Source organism: Novosphingobium sp. Chol11, from assembly GCF_900218065.1.
Lineage (GTDB): Bacteria > Pseudomonadota > Alphaproteobacteria > Sphingomonadales > Sphingomonadaceae > Sphingobium > Sphingobium agri.
In genome coordinates this window covers 1-16,460 of record NZ_OBMU01000003.1, presented here as the reverse complement: position 1 = coordinate 16,460, position 16,460 = coordinate 1, and the positions used below count along the sequence as shown (strand labels likewise).

The window sequence follows — 16,460 nt, the reverse complement described above, 5'->3', positions numbered from 1 at the left end:
GCCTTACTTCTTTATGCAGTGAGGGGCTTCGACAAACTCAGTCCGAACGGATTTGAGGGATTAAAAACCCCTCACCGCTCAACCAGTTCAGCCGCAGCCTCAACTCGATAATCCGTCAGCACCGGAGCCGCCATGGCATCGGCAAATGCCTCATAGCTCCAGGGCCAGCTTGCCGGAACGCCGGTGGCATCCAGATACCAGCTGTTGCAACCCGATCCGAAGATCGTCGTACGCGCCGCCGCAATCCGCCGCTCCTCATAATCGGCGTGAGCGTCAGCGCTCGGTTCGATCGTCCGGGCCTCACCCGACCGCAGCAGATCGATCAGCTGATCCACATATGCCCATTGCTTCTCCGCAATGTCGATCAGGGAGAAGTTGCCGACAGGACCGGTCGGACCATTCAACATGAAGAAGTTCGGAAAGCCCGGGATGGTCACGGCATAATAGGCCGTCGGACGAACAGACCATATATCATCGAGCGAAACGCCACCCCGGCCCAGAACCGTTGTCGGGCGGATGAAGCGGTCCGCATGGAAGCCGGTCGCCAGCACCAGCGTATCAAGTTCGTGCAGCCGCCCGTCTTCCATCCGCACGCCCTTGGCCTCGACGCGGGCGATGCGATTCCGCTCCACCTCTACGTTCGGCGATTGCACGGCGTCATAATAGGACCAGCTGTAGATCAGCCGCTTGCACGCCGCGCGATAATTGGGGCGCAGTTTTTCCCGGAGCTCAGGATCGCGGATGCTGTTCTCCAGATTATCGAGGCAGATTTGCTCGATCGCCGCGATCTCCGGACCATGCGTATCCGTGATGGCATGGGTGAAGCGGAAGATGCTGTCCCAATATTCCTTGTTGTTGCGAATATCCTCGATCAGCGCAGGGTCGCGGCGAAAGGCTTCCTTTTCTTCCTCGCTATACTGGAAATAGGGGACAGGCATGATCCACTGCGGCGAGCGCTGGAAATGTACCAGCTTCGATGCACGCTTGCTCAGCGCGGTGACGATCTGCACGCCGGTGGACCCATTGCCGACCACACCCACCCGCGCGCCGTCGACCAGCGCATCATCCTGCCAGCGGGCGCTGTGGAACGCTTGCCCCTCGAAGCTGTCCAGCCCTTCGATGTCGGGGAGCTTGGGATGGTGCAGAACGCCCGAAGCCGCGATGACGACCTCCGCCTCGACCTCTTCACCGGTGATCAGTCCCAGACGCCAGACGCCAGCGCCTTCGTCCCATACCGTGGACACGACTTCGCTGTCGAAGCGGACGTGCGGCATGATGCCGTATTTTTCCGCCGTCTTCTCGAAATAGGTCTGGATCTCGCCGCCCTTGGCATAATAGGCGTCCCATTCCGCATAGGGCTCGAAACTATAGGTATAGGCGTGCGCGGGCACGTCGCAGGTCAGGCCCGGATACCGGTTTTCCCGCCAGGTGCCGCCTAGCCGCCCGGCCTTTTCGAAAACCGTGAAATCCTCGCCCGCCTGGCGCAGGCGAATGGCGGCAAGGATGCCGGCCATGCCTGCTCCGATAACGGCGAAGCGCAGGCCTTTGCGGCCCTGATCGATGGACAAGTCACTCTCCTGTTGGCTGTGTTCCTGACCATCATGATGCCGCAACGGACCATGCCGCACATCATTCAAATGGATCAGGCGCCAACCAACAAGCGAAGATCAGCCCTGCGCGGCTTTCCGCCCAGCCTGGCGGCCGAAGAAGGTGCAGTCGGCAAGGCTGAGGCCAGAGCTATAACCATGCCCCCATGCCGGCAGCCCCGAAGTACAGCGCCCCGCCGCGAACAGTCCAGCGACCGGCGCACCGGCCCGGTCCAGCACCTCGCCATCGGTCGAGGTCCTCAAGCCCCCCAGCGTGAAGAAGCTGAAATAGCTGGTCGCGAAATTCAGCTCCAGCGCCACGAACGGCCCCTGATCCAGCGGCGTCAGGATCGGCGCGCGCTTGTGGAACAGCGGATCGCGCCCTTCCCGCGCATGCGCATTGTAGAATGCCATGGTGGCAGAGAGCGTACCCGGCGCCATTTCCAGCTCGGCCTCGACTTCTTCCCAGCTGTCGCCCGTGCCCGCTATCGTCATCCCCGCCATGGGCAGCGGCTCGTCGAAATGAGCGATGTCGAGCAGCAGATAGACCCTGTCGCCCATCTGGTCGATGGCAACGCGGCTGACCCGGCCGTGATAGCAATCCTCGTTGATGAAGCGCTGGCCCATCTGGTTCACGAAAACGCCATGAGCCTGCGGCTCCGGCATGGTCCAGGGGCAGGTCGTGAAGAACTGTTCCATATGGATGGCGTCGCCGCCCGCACCAACGCCCAGTTCGATGCCCACGCCGTCATCCTGATCGCCGATCGGGCTGCTGATCTTGAACGTGTCGGGGCAATAGCGCCGCCGCATATCCTCGTTGAAGGCAAAGCCGCCCGTGCAGAGGATGACGCCCTTTGCCGCCCGGACGAAGCGATTGACATTGTCGATGCGCACGATGACGCCGACTACTCGCCGATCGTCATCCTGCACCAGCGCAACGGCGCGCGCATCGGTTGTCACTTCAACGCCCAGCGCCTTTGCCCGAGCCTCCAGCAGATCGACCAGCGGCCGACCCCCGCCCCAGCCCATATGCGCAATCACATGGCCGCGCGGCGCAGGCTTCGCGATCTCGCAGAACGGCCATGCCGCCTCGCTTCCCGACCAGATCAGCGTGGAATCGTCGGTCGGCTCGATATGCTTGCCGGGCAGGAAGTTGCCGCGATAGGGGATGCCCTGCTCCTTCAGCCAGGCATAATGGCCAAGCGATTCCCGCGCATAAAGATCGCACTTCGCTTCATCCGCGCACGGCCCGCCTGCCGCCTTCAGATAAGCAGCCAAATCCTCCGTGCTGTCCTCGAACCCCGCCGCGCGCTGAGCATCCGTGCCGCCGCCACCGCCGATGTAGATTTCGCCGCCCGACAGCGCCGACGCCCCGCCGCTGCCCGAACCCCGTTCAAACAGCATGACCCGCGCACCACCGGCTGCCGCTTCGATCGCCGCGCATGCACCCGTCGCGCCAAAGCCGATAACCGCGACGTCGGTTTCGAAATCCCACCGTTCAACCTTGCTGGCGGGATAGGGGCGATGAAGCGAAATGTCGGCCACGAAAGACTGTCCTCTCCTTGTGCGATCGGTATCAGAAAGCCTTTGTCTGCCCCCCATCCACCATCAGCGTTTGCCCGGTGATATAGCCTGCCGCATCGCTTGCCAAGAATACGGCGGCTGCTCCAATGTCTTTTTCGCAATCGCCAATGCGCTTCAAGGAAACCTTGTTGATCTGCGTATCATAATCGGCGGGCGCCCATTCTTTCCACGCCATCACGCCCGGAGAATTGGCGAACGGGCAGATGATGTTCACCCGCACCGCTTCCGCACCCCATTCGCTGGCTGCGATCTTGGAAATCGCGCGGATCGCTTCCTTCGCCGCGCAGTAGGAACCCTGCGTCGGGATCGCGTCGAACGCCGCGCCAGTCGCGAAGTTGATGACGGATCCCTTGGCTCTAACCAGATGCGGATAGGCCTCGCGCATCAACACGAAGGTCGGCCAGAAGCCCGTATCGAATGCGACCTCCATGGCCTCGTCGGTCGTCTCGGCAAGCGGCAACTGGCGCGAAGCCTGCGCCGCGTTCACCAGCACATCAAGCCCGCCGAAACGGCCGATCGCCGCCTCGACGATCTTCGGTAACTCGGCTCGCTGCGCCAAGTCGATAGCCAGGAAATGCGCTTCTCCGCCCAGAGCGCGCAGCTCGGCCTCGGTCGCGCGGCCAAGCTCCTCCTCCCGGTCGACGATCAGGACACGCGCGCCCGCCTTGACGAAGGCGGTCGCTACACCTTTGGCCACCCCGCGCGCGCCGCCGGTTACGATCGCTGCCTTGCCTTCCAGTGCCTTCATGTCCTGCTCCCATCAGCCTTGTTTATGTGAAATAGGCCCCGCCGTTCACCGTCACGATGCTCCCGGTGGCGAAGCTGCCGTCATCCCCGGCCAGAAACGCCACCGCCCCGGCGATCTCGTCCGGATGGGCAAGACGCTTCATCAGGCTGTCGGCGGCGATCATGTCCTTCATCTCGGCAGGCAAAGTTGCATAGATCGGCGTTTCGGTAGCGCCGGGATTGACCGCATTCACTCGGATACCGCGATCGGCAAGCTCCCGGGCCATGGCCCTCGTCATGCCCAGCACCGCTGCCTTCGCCGCGCAATAGGGGACAGGTCCATCGCCCTTCACGCCGGACGTCGATCCGATATTGACGATGTTGCCGCCGGTGCCTTGCTCCGCCATCAGCCGAACCGCAGCCCGGCTGCATTTGAACGTACCGTCCAGCGTCACCGCCAGCACGCCCGACCAGCCATCATCCCCGCAATGGATGGTCTGGTCGACAAAGGTGGTCGGCTCCTCGCCACGCGCGATCTGCTCGGCCCTCTCCGCCTGTGCCGCATAATAACGGTCCATGCCGTCGCCCGCCGCGCTACCCCGTCCGGCATTGTTGACCAGCACATCGACGCCGCCCAGCGCCTGCTTCACTTCGGCAAAGGCCCTGTCCACCGACGCCGTGTCCGCCACGTTGCAAGCGATGCCGACATGCGGCGCGGGCAGCACTGCGCCAGCCGCCGCCGCATCCAGGTCAAGCACCGCGACCGTCGCGCCTTCCGCGGCAAGACGGCGCGCGATGGCCGCGCCAATCCCCTGCGCGCCGCCTGTCACGACCGCGCGCTTTCCCTTCAGCCTTTCCATGGGATCAATCCTCTACTTCAGGCCGCCAGGCGACGCCGTTCACCTGCGCGCCACCATCGGCAAAGAGGGTATTGCCGCTCATATAGCCGCCGCCTTCGCTGGCCAGGAAGACGGCAACCGGGCCGATATCCTTTTCCGCATCGCCAAATCGCCCTGCCGGAACCTGCTGCAGGATCGCCTGCGTCATTTCCGGGTTGGCGGCGAAATAGTCGCGCGCCTGCGGGCTCGTCGCCGAAGGACAGATGGTGTTGCAGGTGATGCCGTGCGGCCCCCATTCCACCGCCGCAGTCCGGGTCAGCGCCCGCATCGCTTCCTTGCTGGCATTATAGGCGACGGTGAACATATGCGCATTGACGCCGTTCAGCGACCCCAGGTTGATCACGCGGCCATAGCCTTGCGCCTTCATGATCGGGAAAGCCGCCTTCATCGCCCAGAACACGGCATAATAGTTGAGCGCGAAGGAACCCTCCATGTCCTCGTCGCTATGCTTTTCGATCCGCTTGGGGAAGCTGGCTCCAGCATTGTTGACCAATATGTCGAGCCGTCCGAACCGCTGGTGGACCGCCTCAACCATGGCTTCCACCTCGGCGCGCTGCGTCACATCGGTGCGGATGAAAAAGGCGTCCACCCCATGCGTGTCGCGCAGATATTGCGCTTCTTCCTCGCCCTGATCAGCCTTGCGCTGAGCGATCGCGACATTCGCACCGGCGGCGGCCAGCGCGCGGGCGATGCCCTGCCCCACGCCCTGCCCGCCCCCGGTGACGAGCGCCGTGCGCCCTTCCAGCAGCTTTGCCATTTTAGCTCTCCTATATTCTTGTGATGTTTCTCGACGCTTCAGGCGTCCAGCAGCGCATAATCCAGATAGCCGATCCGATCGTCGCCATCCCCGGTGTAAAAACTGGCGCGATTGGCCTTGTTGAGCGCGGCACCGGTTTGGAAGCGCTCCACCAGATCGGGATTGGCGATATAGAGATAGCCGAAGGACACTGCCTCCGCCTTGCCCTCCGCAATCACGGCAGACGCCTTTTCCAGGTTCAGGCCACCATTCTCGATCACCGGGCCGCTCCAATTGGCGCGAACCAGATCGAGCGCGTCCTGCCCCTCCAGCGGAATGTGGATCAAATGGCAGTAGGCGAGGCCCAGGCCATCAATGGCCTTGAGCAATGCCGCATAGGTTTCATGCGGGTTCGCATCGTCCATGCCGTTGAACTTGACGCCCGGACAGATGCGGAAACCGACCCGGCCCGCACCCACGGCTGCGGCAAGTGCTTGCAGCAGCTCGACCACGAAACGGATGCGGTTCTCGACCGATCCGCCATAGCGGTCCGTGCGCTGGTTGCTGTTCGAAGACAGGAACTGCATCGGCAGGTATCCGCTGGCGCAATGCAGTTCTATCCCGTCCAGACCAGCCGCGATCGCGTTGCGGGCAGCCTTCACATATTCAGCGATGACGCCGGGAATTTCGTCGGTTTCCAGCGCGCGCGGCACGACCGTTTCCACCGGAACGCCATCGGGTCCGGGAATCTTGTCCGGGCACTGAATGGCTGACGGCGAAACGGTTTCCGCATCCGCATCCTTGTTCGCCTGCACGGCAGCACGGCCGACATGCATCAACTGCATGACGATCTTTCCGCCCGCGCGATGGACAGCGTCGGCAACCTTGCGCCAGCCTTCGACCTGCGCTTCGCTATGGATGCCGGGCGTGCGCCAATATCCCTTGCCGGTGGGCGAAGGCTGCGTCCCCTCCGTCACGATCAACCCGGCACTGGCGCGCTGGCGGTAATATTCGACCATGATGTCGGTCGGCACGTCGCCCGGCCCGGCCCGGTCGCGGGTCATCGGCGCCATGACGATCCGGTTGGACAGCGCAATGTCACCCAGCGTCACGGGTGAGAAAATATCCGTCATGGCATCAACTCCGCACGCGCGGCTTGGGCAGCGGCGCGCCCCGACGCATCGTTTCGATGAATTTTTCCAGCGGAGCGGGCGCTTCGACTGGGCCGTCATGCGGCTGGCCCAGACGGTCCCAATAGCTTTTCCAGCTCGGGAACAGGTCGTGGAAGCTGCCATGATAGGGCTGCACGCCGGGCCACCGCATCTTGCGATCGCCAATCGGCGGCTTGTTGAGGTCGGTCGCGTACCAATAAAGCGGCAGGCGGCGGCGGAAATACCAGCGGCCTTCGATCCGCTCATATTTGTCGAAATACATCATCTGCATGATGACCCATTCGGCGCCCGTCTCATGCTCATTCTTCGAATAGACGACGCCTTGCGCATGGTCCGGATCGTCGAAATCGATGACATGTCCGCCAATATGGTGGGACGTACCGTCGAACTGCATCGAATGGGTTTCGTCGAACCAGTCGCGCAGCGCCTTGCGGCCCTGCTTGCCGCCGCCGACCTTCACATCTTCGGGGAACAGGTTCACCCAGGCATCGGAGTCGCGCATGTCCAGCGCCAGGGAATATTTCGCGGCCAGTTGCCGGATCGCATCCAGCGATTCCAGTCGGTCTATCCGCGCAATCAGGCTCTCGTCCGCCACCCTCTCGATCCTTTCTCGTTGGACCGCTTGTTTCCGCTATCCCCTTGGTTCTGAAAATGCCAAAATAGCTCAAAGGTCATGACAAAAAGGCTCAACACCAAACATCTGTCCCGTCCGGTCGCCACTCGCGTTCCGGTCGCCATCGCCCGCGATCTGCTGCGGCTGGTCGAGGAGATCGGCGTCGATCCGGCAGAGCTACTGCGGCAGGCGAGCCTCGCCCATCTCATTGGGCCGCCGATCGGGGGAGCCGCCGCGCAGCGCGGGCTTGTCCAGGATGACTTCACCCGCCTCTATGCCCATTGCACCTGGGCTCTGGACGCGCAGGCGGCACGGCAGGAAGGACGTGAGCCGCTGACGAAGGAGGGGGTGGACATGCTCTGCCACTGCATCATCACCTGCCGCACATTGGCGGACGTGATCGAGCGCACGGATCGCTTTTCCGCCCTTATCGGCCCGCGCGCCGGTCGACTGCGGCTGAAGGTCGATGACGGGGTCGCGCGTCTGGACATGGCCACGCCGCGTAAAATCCGCAATGCGAGCGCCTATGTGTCGGACCTTGCGGGCCTCTCTACCTACTACCGCCTGTTCGGCTGGCTCATCGGTGAGGATATTCCGCTACTGGGCGCGGCGATGCGCTATCCGCCCCTGCTGGACGAGCAGACCATTTCCTACCTCATGCCCGTCCCCATGCAGCATGGCGCGCCCGAAAACAGCCTGCGCTTTCCCGCCAGTTATCTCGACCGCCCGGTGCTGCGCAGCCATCATGAGCTTGAGCATCTGCTCGAACGCTTCCCCTTCGACGTCGAGCAGCCTCAGTCGCTGGACGCCCCCCTGTCGGAACGCATCCAGCATCTCTTCAGCGCGATGCTCGCCAGCGGAGAGGCGCCCGCCACCGCGTCCAGGCTCGCGCGCCAGTTCAGCATCAGCGTCGCCACGCTGAAGCGACGCCTGGCCGATGAAGGCACGTCCCTCGTCCAGCTCAAGACCGAGGCACGGCGCGCCCTCGCCACCCGGCTGCTCGACGATCCCCGCCTCACCATCACCGAAGTCGGCCGCCGGACGCAGTTCAGCGACACAGGCGCCTTCCGCCGCGCCTTCCAGCAATGGACCGGATCATCGCCGAGCCGCTGGCGCGAATTGCGCCAGGGCGGCGGACAAGCCGATCAATAGCGTGCGATGATATCGTCGGCGAAGCGGTTGAGATCGTCGATCTTCTCCTGCAAAGGCTGGCTGTCCTCTTCCACCGCATAAAGGTTGCGGAAAGAAGCGACGACATCGGTCACGCCCGCATCTTCCTGCCGGCGGATCATATCCAGATCGGCACCCCCCATCGCCGAACCGAAGATGCGGAACGGCGCGTCCTTGCGCCCCAGTTCCTCGCGGTAGGTGGACAGCTTCTCCAGCATCGGCAGCATCATGTCCATCCCGCCGCCTGCGAACATCCAGCCATCGTTGCGCGCCGCCCGCTTCAGCGCCGCGTCGGAATGGCCGCCGATCAGGATCGGCACCGGCTTGGTCGGGACAGGATTGAGCTTTACCGGCGGCAGATCGAAAAACTCGCCATGATATTCGAAATAGCCGCCATTGGTGAGGCCGCGCACGATGTCGATGCACTCGTCGAAGCGCTTGCCGCGCCCTTCCCATGCCACGCCCATGACCTCATAATCCTCAGGCCAAACGCTCAGGCCCACGCCAAAGTTGAAGCGGTTGTCGAAGAGCGCCTCGATCGATGCCACGATCTTCGCGACATAGAGCGGCGGGCGCACCGGAAGCTTCACGACGTTGGTCGTGACCTCCAGCTTCTCCGTCGCCGCCAGCATCGCGGTCACATGAATGAACGACTCCAGGAACGGCTTGTTCTCCAGGAATTCGCGCCCGCCATCGTCGGTATAGCTATATTTGGTGCCAGAGCTTTTCGGGTAGATCAGGCTGTCGGGCACCGTGAAGCCTGCATAGCCCGCCGCTTCCGCCGCCTTGGCAAGCGGCGCGTAATAGTTGATCGCGGTCATCGATTCGCCCAAATGAAAGCGCATCGCCCTCTCCTTCCATCTCGCTTTATTCATCCGCGGCGGCTTTGCTTGCGGCGCCGGGTGCTCCTCACCTTATCCATTCGGCGGAAAATACAGTCAACAGCAGCGGCAATCTCTTTCGTGCGCGATAGCGCCTACCGCTACGCATATCCCGAATAGAAGCGGGCGCTTCCCGCAAAAAGCGCATTGAACAAATGTTTTTTTCTCTTATCCTGCGCCGCAAAGCTGCCGACCGAATTTCGCGGATCGGCCGCGCAAGCGATGAGAAAGGAAAGAGGATGTTGCTGAAGGACAAAGTCGTGATCGTCAGCGGCGTCGGCCCCGGCATGGGTCAGGCGCTGGCCCGCATAGCCGCATCCGAAGGCGCAAGCGTCGTCCTCGCCGCCCGCAACCAGGCCTTTCTCGATGAAGTATGCGCCGACATCACGGCAAAGGGCGGCAAGGCGATCGCCGTCGCCTGCGACGTCAGCGATGAGGGTCAGTGTAAGGCGCTGGCAGAACGCGCCGCCGCGGAATTTGGCGGCCGGGTCCATGGCCTCGTCAACAGCGCCTATTATCATGGCGACTGGTGCTTCGTCGACAATGCCGACATTGGCGACTTCACGAAGGCCTTCGACGTCAACTGCGTCGGCGCCCTCCGCCTTACCCGCGCCTGCATCCCCTATCTGCGCGATGGCGGCGCAGTCGTGAACGTGTCCACCATGGCGTCGGTCAATCCCTATGGCCACGAAGGCGGCATGGAGATGCCCTATGCAGTGGCAAAGGGCGCGCTCAACACCTTGGGCAAATATATGGCCAGCGATCTTGGCCGCCATGGCATCCGCGTCAACACCTGCCGCATGGGCTGGATCCATGGCGAGCCGGTCGAAGGTTTCATCGCGTCGCAGGTCGACGCCGGGTTCAAGCGCGAGGATGTGGTCGCTGGCGTCACCAAGAATATCCCGATCGGCATCATCCCGCCGGAAGATGACTGCGCGCGCGCCGTCCTGATGATGATCTCGGACTATTCGCGCGTCGTCAGCGGCGCTTCGCTCGACGTCAATGGCGGCCAGTGGATGGCGCCCTGATCCTTTAAGGGAGGTGGCCGATGTTCAAATGCATCGCACTGCTCAGGCGCAAGCCGGATCTCTCCCGCGAAGCGTTCATCGACTATTATGAAAGGCAGCACGCGCCCCTGATCCGGCGCCTGCTGCCGGGCATAGTCGATTATCGCCGCAACTATGTCGAACTGGAGGGCGCGTTCCTGTTTCCGGACGCCGCCCCCATCGACTTCGACGTCATCACCGAAATATGGCTTGCCGACCGCGCCGCCTATGACCGCTTCACCGCCGCCGCCGCGCAAGAGGACATCGCCCGGCAAATCGCCCAGGATGAGGAAAATTTCCTGGATCGTGCGGCAACCCGCATGATGGTGGTCGATGAAAAGGGCGCGGACATGGCCAGGGCCATCACCCCGCAGGCGCTGCTGGACGAACGGGAGATCATGCGCGGCTTGTCCCGCTTCGCCCGCATCCTCGACAACAAGCAATGGGATCGCTTGAGCGATGTCTTCGCCGATGATCTCAGCTTCGATTATGGCACGGGCGGCGATCAGCATGGCATGGCGGCGCTCACCACCAACATGCGCCGTTTCCTTGACCGCTGCGGCGGCACCCAGCATCTGATCGGCAGCATCCTGGTGGACGTCGAAGGCGATCGCGCGACGAGCCGTTCCTATGTGCAGGCCCGGCACCAGCGGGTGGACGACCCGGCTGGCCCGATCTTTGATTCCAATGGCGAATATGTCGACCAGTGGGAACGGCGTGCCGAAGGATGGCGCATCATACGCCGAGACGCGATCTGGGCCGCGCATACCGGCGACCCGATGATCCTCCACGCTGAGCCCGGCAATCTCGGCTGACAGCATCAGGAACTCAGATTTTTCCCCTCTCCCCTTTAGGGGTCGGCCAGAGGCACGTGACTCTGGCCGAGGTGGCGAGCGACGCGAAGCCGGGAGAGGGGGACATCGCGCCGATCCCCGCGTTCCCCTCTCCCCAGCCCTCTCCCCTAAAGGGGAGAGGGAGCACGTACTTAAAACACTCCGTTCATTAAAAATGGGTAGGCGCTAAACTCACGCCACCTCGGCAAAAGGCAGACACACGCTGTCGAACCCCAGCACATGTGCCACCCGACCCAGTCCAACCCAGGCCGCAACACTATGCGCCAGGTCCACGATCTCCTCGTCGGAAAACAGCGCATGCGCCCGTGCCCAGAAATCCTCATCCTGGGCGATGGATTTGGGCTCCTGCGCAAAACGCTCGGCAAATTCGATCGCCGTCCGCTCGCGCGGGCTGAACAGAGGTGATGTCCGCCAATTCTCGACCGCCGCGTAAAACTCCTCATCCGGCGCTGGCCCATTGTCGGCGACCGTATGCGCGGGCCGTTGCCCGGACGCGGCAAACATCGACTGCGCATCCCGCGCCGCCCGAAACTGCTGACAGATCACGCAACCATTGATCTGCGCCGTGCGCGACCGTGCACCCTCGAACTCGCGCAGCGACAACAGGCTGTGCTGATAGACCGCCTTCGAAAAGCCTCCTGCTGCCGCCATGATCTCGCGCGCATAATTACGCGATGCGTAGCCATAGGGATCGGCGGCGTCCTGCTCGGGTAAGTCGATACGGATCATGGCATCTCTCCTTATGTCGCTATCTTGTTCACCGTTCGCTGTTCAATCGACCCCCGGCGCGCCAGGGAACTGCACATAATATTGGCCGGTCAGCATGCCGCCATCGACGGCGATCTCCGCCCCGGCAAGATAAGAAGCCTCGTCGCTCGCCAGGAACAATGTCGCGCGCGCGACCTCTTCCGGCGCACCAACGCGCTGAAGCGGCACATTGCCAAAGCGCTCATTGACCTTCTCGCGCGTGGAACCGTCGTGATTCGTCATCACCGTGTCCACGCCGCCCGGATGCACGGAATTGACGCGTATGCCCCGATGGCCAAGCTCCAGCGCAGCGACCCGCGTCAGCCCGCGAACGCCCCATTTGCTCGACGAATAGGCGGCAAGGCCGTTGGCGCCCTTCATGCCATCAACCGACGAGATATTGACGATCGCCCCCTTGCCCCGCGCGATCATGCCCGGCGCGACAGCCTTGATGCCCAGAAACTCACCAGTCAGGTTGACCTTCAACACACGCTCATAATCGGCCAGCGTCGTGTCCAGCAATGTGCGGAACAGCAGGATGCCCGCATTATTGACCAATATGTCGACGGGGCCAAGGTCCGCTTCGACCGTCCGGACCAGATCGGCCCAGCCTTCCTCGCTCGTTACATCATGGCGGTAGAAGCGCGCGGCGTCCCCCAGCTCGGCGGCCAGTTGCGCGCCATCTTCCTCCAGCACGTCGGTAATCGCGACCTTCGCGCCTTCCTCGACGAACAAACGGCTTGTCGCGGCACCCATGCCGCGAGCGCCGCCTGTGATGATTGCAACCTTGCCCTGCAAACGGCCCATCGAGTCCTGCCTCTCCATCGCTTATCGCGCCGACCGTTACGCATAACTGCGTTCTTTTTCGCATCGACGGCTCTATACGCGTGGATAAACCCCGGCAGGATCGAGGGCAACTGGAATCAGGGGACTCCCCCTTCAGGGCATCAGGAAGCGCCGGGCAGTTCACCCAACGCCACATAGCGCGGCGTGCCGTCCTCCCCGATCTCTTCGGTCAGGATCGACGTGATGCGGCTGACCGACTCTGCAATCCACCAGCGGCCGTCCTGCTTGCGATAGACGTCCTGATATTCCACCGCGAGCCGTGTGACCGAACGGGTCGCAAGGATGATCGTGCGGAAATTGAGCGACCAGCGCCCCCGCGCCTCATCGGGGCTGATCAATTCTATGTCCGCGTTCGTCGCATGGTGGATGTCATAGACACCGCCCCCCATCGCCATCTTCTGGAATATGGCGATGAATTCGTCACGATCGGTGAACAGCGGGAAATTCTGGTAATCCAGCCTGATGCCCTGCGGCAGGAACGTCTCGCGCAGTTCATCGACCAGCTTCAGGTCGCAGGCGCGCAGATAGCGCGCCTTCAGCTGGCGGATTGCGCTGACATCTTCCAGTGCCGTGACACGCGCGGCTAATTCTTCCAGATTGATCGACATGATACTCTCCTTGGGGCTCGGCCCCCTGTTTTTCGCGAAAGGGTCAGACCATGGCTGACCGGCTCGTTTTTTCAGCCTGCGACGACGTCCCGCGTGATCTTGGCGATACCGGCCTCATATTTGAGGTTATGGACGGACACCGACGTTTCGACGCGCTGCACCCCCGGCATCGGCCGTATGCGCTCCGTCACCAGATCGTTCAACTGCTCGATGTTGGTGAACAGGCCCATCGCCAGCAGGCTGTAGCGGCCCAGCAGCACGATGACGCATGTGATTTCCTCAAGGTCCGACAGGCTGCGCGCCAGTTCGGACACTTGCGACGGGTCGGCGTCGATGCCCATCATGCAAAGATTAGGCGATCCTGCCATGCGGAAATCGGTGACGACCGTGAACTGGATCAACCCCTCATTCTGCAACCGCTTGACGCGCGTGCGGATCGTGCCTTCGGTAACACCCAATTCCGCGGCGATCGCCCGGTTCGAAATACGCGCGTCACGGGCAAGCTTTTCGACAATGCCCTGGTCCAGCTTGTCCAGGCGCGCCCAATCAGCCTTCCCCGTCACAGCGGCACCACGTTGAATTCATATTTCACGATGTCCACCGCCACCCCCGACCTTATGTGAATGACCCCATCGACGCTGGCAATGCGATCGAACAGCATCTGCTGGACCTCGCCAAAGTCACGCAGCGCGACGAGCAACTCCACATCATGTTCGCCGCTCATGATATTGACGCTCAGCACTTCCGGAATAGCGGCGAGTTCCTGACCGACATCCTGAACGCTGCGGCCCTGGACCTTGACCCCCAGGGCGATGATCACATTATAGCCATGGGCTGCAAAATCCGTGACGGCCACCACCCGCATGGCGCGGGCATCTTCCATCTTCTGCAGCCGGGCTGAAACAGTGGCGGCGGTGACGGAAAGCCGCTCCGCAATTTCCTGGTTGGTCGCGCGGCCGTTGGTCCGAAGTATCTCTATGATATTCGTGTCGAGCGTATCCAGCGATGGCGGCGTTGTTTTCCGCCCGCTTCTGATCTGCATTCTTGCCCCGCCTTCAAAAATGTAGCTGGTTTGATAGCGCGCACTTACGCACAGCACCAGACTCAATGCTGTTACCGCCGCTATTTGCTCATTTTTTCGCCGCTCCTCCTGCTATATTTCAGCAGGATGGAGCGCCTTGCGCAGGGCGGCGACGGCGTCGCGTTTCATCTGCAGAACGGGCGGCGCATCTGGCAGCACGTCGAAACCATGATAGGCGCCAGGATAGACATGCAGTTCGGCCGCGACGCCCGCTTCGATCAGCCGCCGGGCATAGTCCATGTCCTCGACCAGGAAGAGGTCAAGCGCACCCACGCAGATGAAGGCGGGTGGCAATCCGGCCAGATCCTCCGCCCGTGCAGGCGCTGCATAGGGGGATATGTCGGCCGATCCGGGTTCCTGACCCAGCAGGCTCCGCCAGCCAAAGGCGTTGGCCTGCGGCGTCCATACGAACGCGCCCAGATGTGCAGGCAGCCGCGTGATGCAGGTGCGGTCGTCCAGCATGGGATAGATCAGGTTCTGATGCGCGATCGCCGGGCCGCCCCGGTCGCGCGCCAGCAACGCCAGCGCCGCGGCCAGCCCGCCGCCCGCGCTCTCCCCGCGCACGGCGATCCTCGTCCGGTCTATGCCCAACTGCTCCGCGCTGTCATGCAGCCACTGCAGGGCGGCATAGCAATCCTCGACCGCGCCGGGTGCCACCGTCTCCGGCGCAAGCCGGTAATCGACCGAAACGATGAGGGCGGAGGCGGCACGCGCAAGCTCGATGTTGGACAGGTGATTGGTCGCCACCGATCCCATCACATAACCGCCGCCATGGATATGCAGGACAGCCGGAAGCACGCCTTCGGCATCCGACGGGCGATAAATCCTCACCGCCAGTTCATGGCCGCCAAGCGCAGCGATCCGCTCTTCCCGCCACTCAACCCCGCTACCTTCCGGCTCGGGCACCGCCGCGCTCATCTGCTCCATCCCCGCCCGGATCGCAGGCAGGCTCTCCGCCGTGAGTTCGAACGAGGGCATGAAGTCCAACCCCGGCAACAGGCTAGGTTCGATCAGGTCACGCATTCTTCTCTCCTATTTTCCTATTTTCGTTTTCAGCGCGTTCTTCTCACTACTTCCTTCACGCAATCCACCGCATTTTGTGCGCGTTGTTGTGGTGTTGTTCCTGCGTCTATTTGTTTTTGCTGTGGTATTTCGACGCTGAGTGGAGTGTTGGGGTTTAGGGTTTGTTCGAACGCTGTGATGTTGAAGCTGCCTTGCCCGGGGAGAAGGCGCTGGATGCCGGCTTCATGTTCGATCCGGGATGGATCGATGGTTGCGGGTCCGTCGGAGATCTGGGCGATGGCGATGGCGGGGTGACGGAGGAGCGCCATGCTGGTGTCTGCTTCGCCGCCACGCATGATGTGGAGGAGGTCGGCTGTGACCTTGATGTCGGGGCGGCCGGCGCGGGTTATTTCCTCGAGGGCGGCGCTGAGGGTCCGGACCTGGGAGGGGGGATAAAATTCGATCGAGAGCGCGATGCCGAACGGGACGGCCAGGTCGGCGAGTTCGATAAGTTTTTCGGTGCGGCGGACAGGATCGCGGTCGTAGCACAGGACGTTGGCGAGGGGCGCGCCCAATGCTGCGCCGGTTTCGAGCGCGGGGGCGAAGTCAGCAACGTTGGTGCGCCCTGCCATGGTGAAGGGGTAGATGAGGTCGACCTTGACCCCGGTGGCGGCGAGCGCATCGCGGGTCTGGCGCAGCGCCTGGGGATCGCGCACCAGGTCATAGCTGGGCATGGCGGGCAGCACCTCCATGGAATGGAGGAACGGGCAGATGCCTTCACACCCCACCTCTGCGGCGATCTGCGCCAGCTGCCAGGGGGTGGTGTCGGTGACGGTGATATGGTCGAGCGACAGGCGCTTGTCGGCCATATCCTCTCCTCTTTTGGCTTTGCGTGCGAGCGATGCCGGG

18 protein-coding genes are annotated in these 16,460 nt (G+C 62.6%); 3 read left to right on the top strand and 15 right to left on the bottom strand.

Annotated elements, in window-relative coordinates:
- Positions 1-71 precede the first annotated feature (71 nt).
- The 7 genes from NCHOL11_RS14810 to NCHOL11_RS14780 form a co-directional block, all read right to left on the bottom strand.
- A complete protein-coding gene (locus NCHOL11_RS14810) occupies positions 72-1,568 on the bottom strand; it encodes a flavin-containing monooxygenase (protein ID WP_097093641.1) in 1,497 nt (498 codons plus the stop codon).
- 99 nt (positions 1,569-1,667) lie between these two features.
- Complete coding sequence (locus NCHOL11_RS14805) at positions 1,668-3,131, bottom strand: FAD-dependent oxidoreductase (protein WP_097093364.1); 1,464 nt, start codon at positions 3,129-3,131, stop codon at positions 1,668-1,670.
- Positions 3,132-3,162: 31 nt separating this feature from the next.
- A complete protein-coding gene (locus NCHOL11_RS14800) occupies positions 3,163-3,918 on the bottom strand; it encodes an SDR family NAD(P)-dependent oxidoreductase (protein ID WP_097093363.1) in 756 nt (251 codons plus the stop codon).
- A 22-nt stretch (positions 3,919-3,940) separates the two neighbouring features.
- Entirely contained in the window at positions 3,941-4,756 is an 816-nt protein-coding gene (locus NCHOL11_RS14795) for an SDR family NAD(P)-dependent oxidoreductase (protein ID WP_097093362.1), read from the bottom strand.
- 4 nt (positions 4,757-4,760) lie between these two features.
- Complete coding sequence (locus NCHOL11_RS14790; protein ID WP_097093361.1) at positions 4,761-5,552, bottom strand: SDR family NAD(P)-dependent oxidoreductase; 792 nt, start codon at positions 5,550-5,552, stop codon at positions 4,761-4,763.
- A 38-nt stretch (positions 5,553-5,590) separates the two neighbouring features.
- Complete coding sequence (locus NCHOL11_RS14785; RefSeq protein ID WP_097093360.1) at positions 5,591-6,664, bottom strand: alkene reductase; 1,074 nt, start codon at positions 6,662-6,664, stop codon at positions 5,591-5,593.
- 4 nt (positions 6,665-6,668) lie between these two features.
- Complete coding sequence (locus tag NCHOL11_RS14780) at positions 6,669-7,298, bottom strand: nuclear transport factor 2 family protein (RefSeq protein ID WP_097093359.1); 630 nt, start codon at positions 7,296-7,298, stop codon at positions 6,669-6,671.
- Between the two features lie 78 nt (positions 7,299-7,376).
- Between NCHOL11_RS14780 and NCHOL11_RS14775 the strand changes: the two genes are divergently transcribed.
- Positions 7,377-8,468, top strand: coding sequence for a helix-turn-helix transcriptional regulator (locus NCHOL11_RS14775; RefSeq protein WP_097093358.1), 1,092 nt, complete (start codon positions 7,377-7,379; stop codon positions 8,466-8,468).
- Here NCHOL11_RS14775 and NCHOL11_RS14770 read toward each other — a convergent pair.
- Positions 8,462-9,331, bottom strand: coding sequence for an LLM class flavin-dependent oxidoreductase (locus NCHOL11_RS14770; RefSeq protein WP_097093357.1), 870 nt, complete (start codon positions 9,329-9,331; stop codon positions 8,462-8,464). The genes NCHOL11_RS14775 and NCHOL11_RS14770 overlap by 7 nt on opposite strands.
- Before the next feature lie 275 nt (positions 9,332-9,606).
- On the opposite strand from NCHOL11_RS14770, the gene NCHOL11_RS14765 reads away from it, so the two are divergent.
- Together NCHOL11_RS14765 and NCHOL11_RS14760 are read left to right on the top strand one after the other, a co-directional pair.
- Positions 9,607-10,395: an SDR family oxidoreductase gene (locus NCHOL11_RS14765; protein WP_097093640.1), complete on the top strand. Its 789-nt coding sequence runs from the start codon at positions 9,607-9,609 to the stop codon at positions 10,393-10,395.
- Between the two features lie 20 nt (positions 10,396-10,415).
- Positions 10,416-11,228, top strand: a complete 813-nt coding sequence (locus NCHOL11_RS14760; protein ID WP_097093356.1) for a nuclear transport factor 2 family protein — start codon at positions 10,416-10,418, stop codon at positions 11,226-11,228.
- 210 nt (positions 11,229-11,438) lie between these two features.
- On the opposite strand, the gene NCHOL11_RS14755 is transcribed toward NCHOL11_RS14760, so the two are convergent.
- The 7 genes from NCHOL11_RS14755 to NCHOL11_RS14725 form a co-directional block, all read right to left on the bottom strand.
- The gene (locus NCHOL11_RS14755; RefSeq protein WP_176502303.1) at positions 11,439-11,996 is read right to left on the bottom strand and encodes a carboxymuconolactone decarboxylase family protein; all 558 of its coding nucleotides are present in this window, start codon (positions 11,994-11,996) and stop codon (positions 11,439-11,441) included.
- A 42-nt stretch (positions 11,997-12,038) separates the two neighbouring features.
- A complete protein-coding gene (locus NCHOL11_RS14750) occupies positions 12,039-12,821 on the bottom strand; it encodes a glucose 1-dehydrogenase (RefSeq protein WP_097093355.1) in 783 nt (260 codons plus the stop codon).
- A gap of 140 nt (positions 12,822-12,961) precedes the next feature.
- On the bottom strand, positions 12,962-13,468 hold the full coding sequence (locus NCHOL11_RS14745; protein WP_097093354.1) for a nuclear transport factor 2 family protein: 507 nt from the start codon (positions 13,466-13,468) through the stop codon (positions 12,962-12,964).
- 71 nt (positions 13,469-13,539) lie between these two features.
- Entirely contained in the window at positions 13,540-14,031 is a 492-nt protein-coding gene (locus NCHOL11_RS14740; protein WP_097093353.1) for an Lrp/AsnC family transcriptional regulator, read from the bottom strand.
- Positions 14,028-14,510, bottom strand: coding sequence for an Lrp/AsnC family transcriptional regulator (locus NCHOL11_RS14735; RefSeq protein WP_097093352.1), 483 nt, complete (start codon positions 14,508-14,510; stop codon positions 14,028-14,030). The genes NCHOL11_RS14740 and NCHOL11_RS14735 overlap by 4 nt, the downstream gene beginning before the upstream one ends.
- 111 nt (positions 14,511-14,621) lie before the next feature.
- Positions 14,622-15,572 (bottom strand): alpha/beta hydrolase, encoded by a 951-nt coding sequence (locus tag NCHOL11_RS14730; protein WP_097093351.1) that lies wholly within the window; start codon positions 15,570-15,572, stop codon positions 14,622-14,624.
- 29 nt (positions 15,573-15,601) lie between these two features.
- Positions 15,602-16,420 (bottom strand): sugar phosphate isomerase/epimerase family protein, encoded by an 819-nt coding sequence (locus tag NCHOL11_RS14725; protein ID WP_097093350.1) that lies wholly within the window; start codon positions 16,418-16,420, stop codon positions 15,602-15,604.
- Positions 16,421-16,460 lie beyond the last annotated feature (40 nt).

Coding starts and splice junctions, on each gene's coding strand:
- NCHOL11_RS14800 (WP_097093363.1), bottom strand. CDS start 3,918: ATGAAGGCACTGGAAGGCAAGGCAGCGATCGTAACCGGCGGCGCGCGC.
- NCHOL11_RS14795 (WP_097093362.1), bottom strand. CDS start 4,756: ATGGAAAGGCTGAAGGGAAAGCGCGCGGTCGTGACAGGCGGCGCGCAG.
- NCHOL11_RS14790 (WP_097093361.1), bottom strand. CDS start 5,552: ATGGCAAAGCTGCTGGAAGGGCGCACGGCGCTCGTCACCGGGGGCGGG.
- NCHOL11_RS14785 (WP_097093360.1), bottom strand. CDS start 6,664: ATGACGGATATTTTCTCACCCGTGACGCTGGGTGACATTGCGCTGTCC.
- NCHOL11_RS14775 (WP_097093358.1), top strand. CDS start 7,377: ATGACAAAAAGGCTCAACACCAAACATCTGTCCCGTCCGGTCGCCACT.
- NCHOL11_RS14770 (WP_097093357.1), bottom strand. CDS start 9,331: ATGCGCTTTCATTTGGGCGAATCGATGACCGCGATCAACTATTACGCG.
- NCHOL11_RS14765 (WP_097093640.1), top strand. CDS start 9,607: ATGTTGCTGAAGGACAAAGTCGTGATCGTCAGCGGCGTCGGCCCCGGC.
- NCHOL11_RS14760 (WP_097093356.1), top strand. CDS start 10,416: ATGTTCAAATGCATCGCACTGCTCAGGCGCAAGCCGGATCTCTCCCGC.
- NCHOL11_RS14755 (WP_176502303.1), bottom strand. CDS start 11,996: ATGATCCGTATCGACTTACCCGAGCAGGACGCCGCCGATCCCTATGGC.
- NCHOL11_RS14750 (WP_097093355.1), bottom strand. CDS start 12,821: ATGGGCCGTTTGCAGGGCAAGGTTGCAATCATCACAGGCGGCGCTCGC.
- NCHOL11_RS14745 (WP_097093354.1), bottom strand. CDS start 13,468: ATGTCGATCAATCTGGAAGAATTAGCCGCGCGTGTCACGGCACTGGAA.
- NCHOL11_RS14735 (WP_097093352.1), bottom strand. CDS start 14,510: ATGCAGATCAGAAGCGGGCGGAAAACAACGCCGCCATCGCTGGATACG.
- NCHOL11_RS14730 (WP_097093351.1), bottom strand. CDS start 15,572: ATGCGTGACCTGATCGAACCTAGCCTGTTGCCGGGGTTGGACTTCATG.
- NCHOL11_RS14725 (WP_097093350.1), bottom strand. CDS start 16,420: ATGGCCGACAAGCGCCTGTCGCTCGACCATATCACCGTCACCGACACC.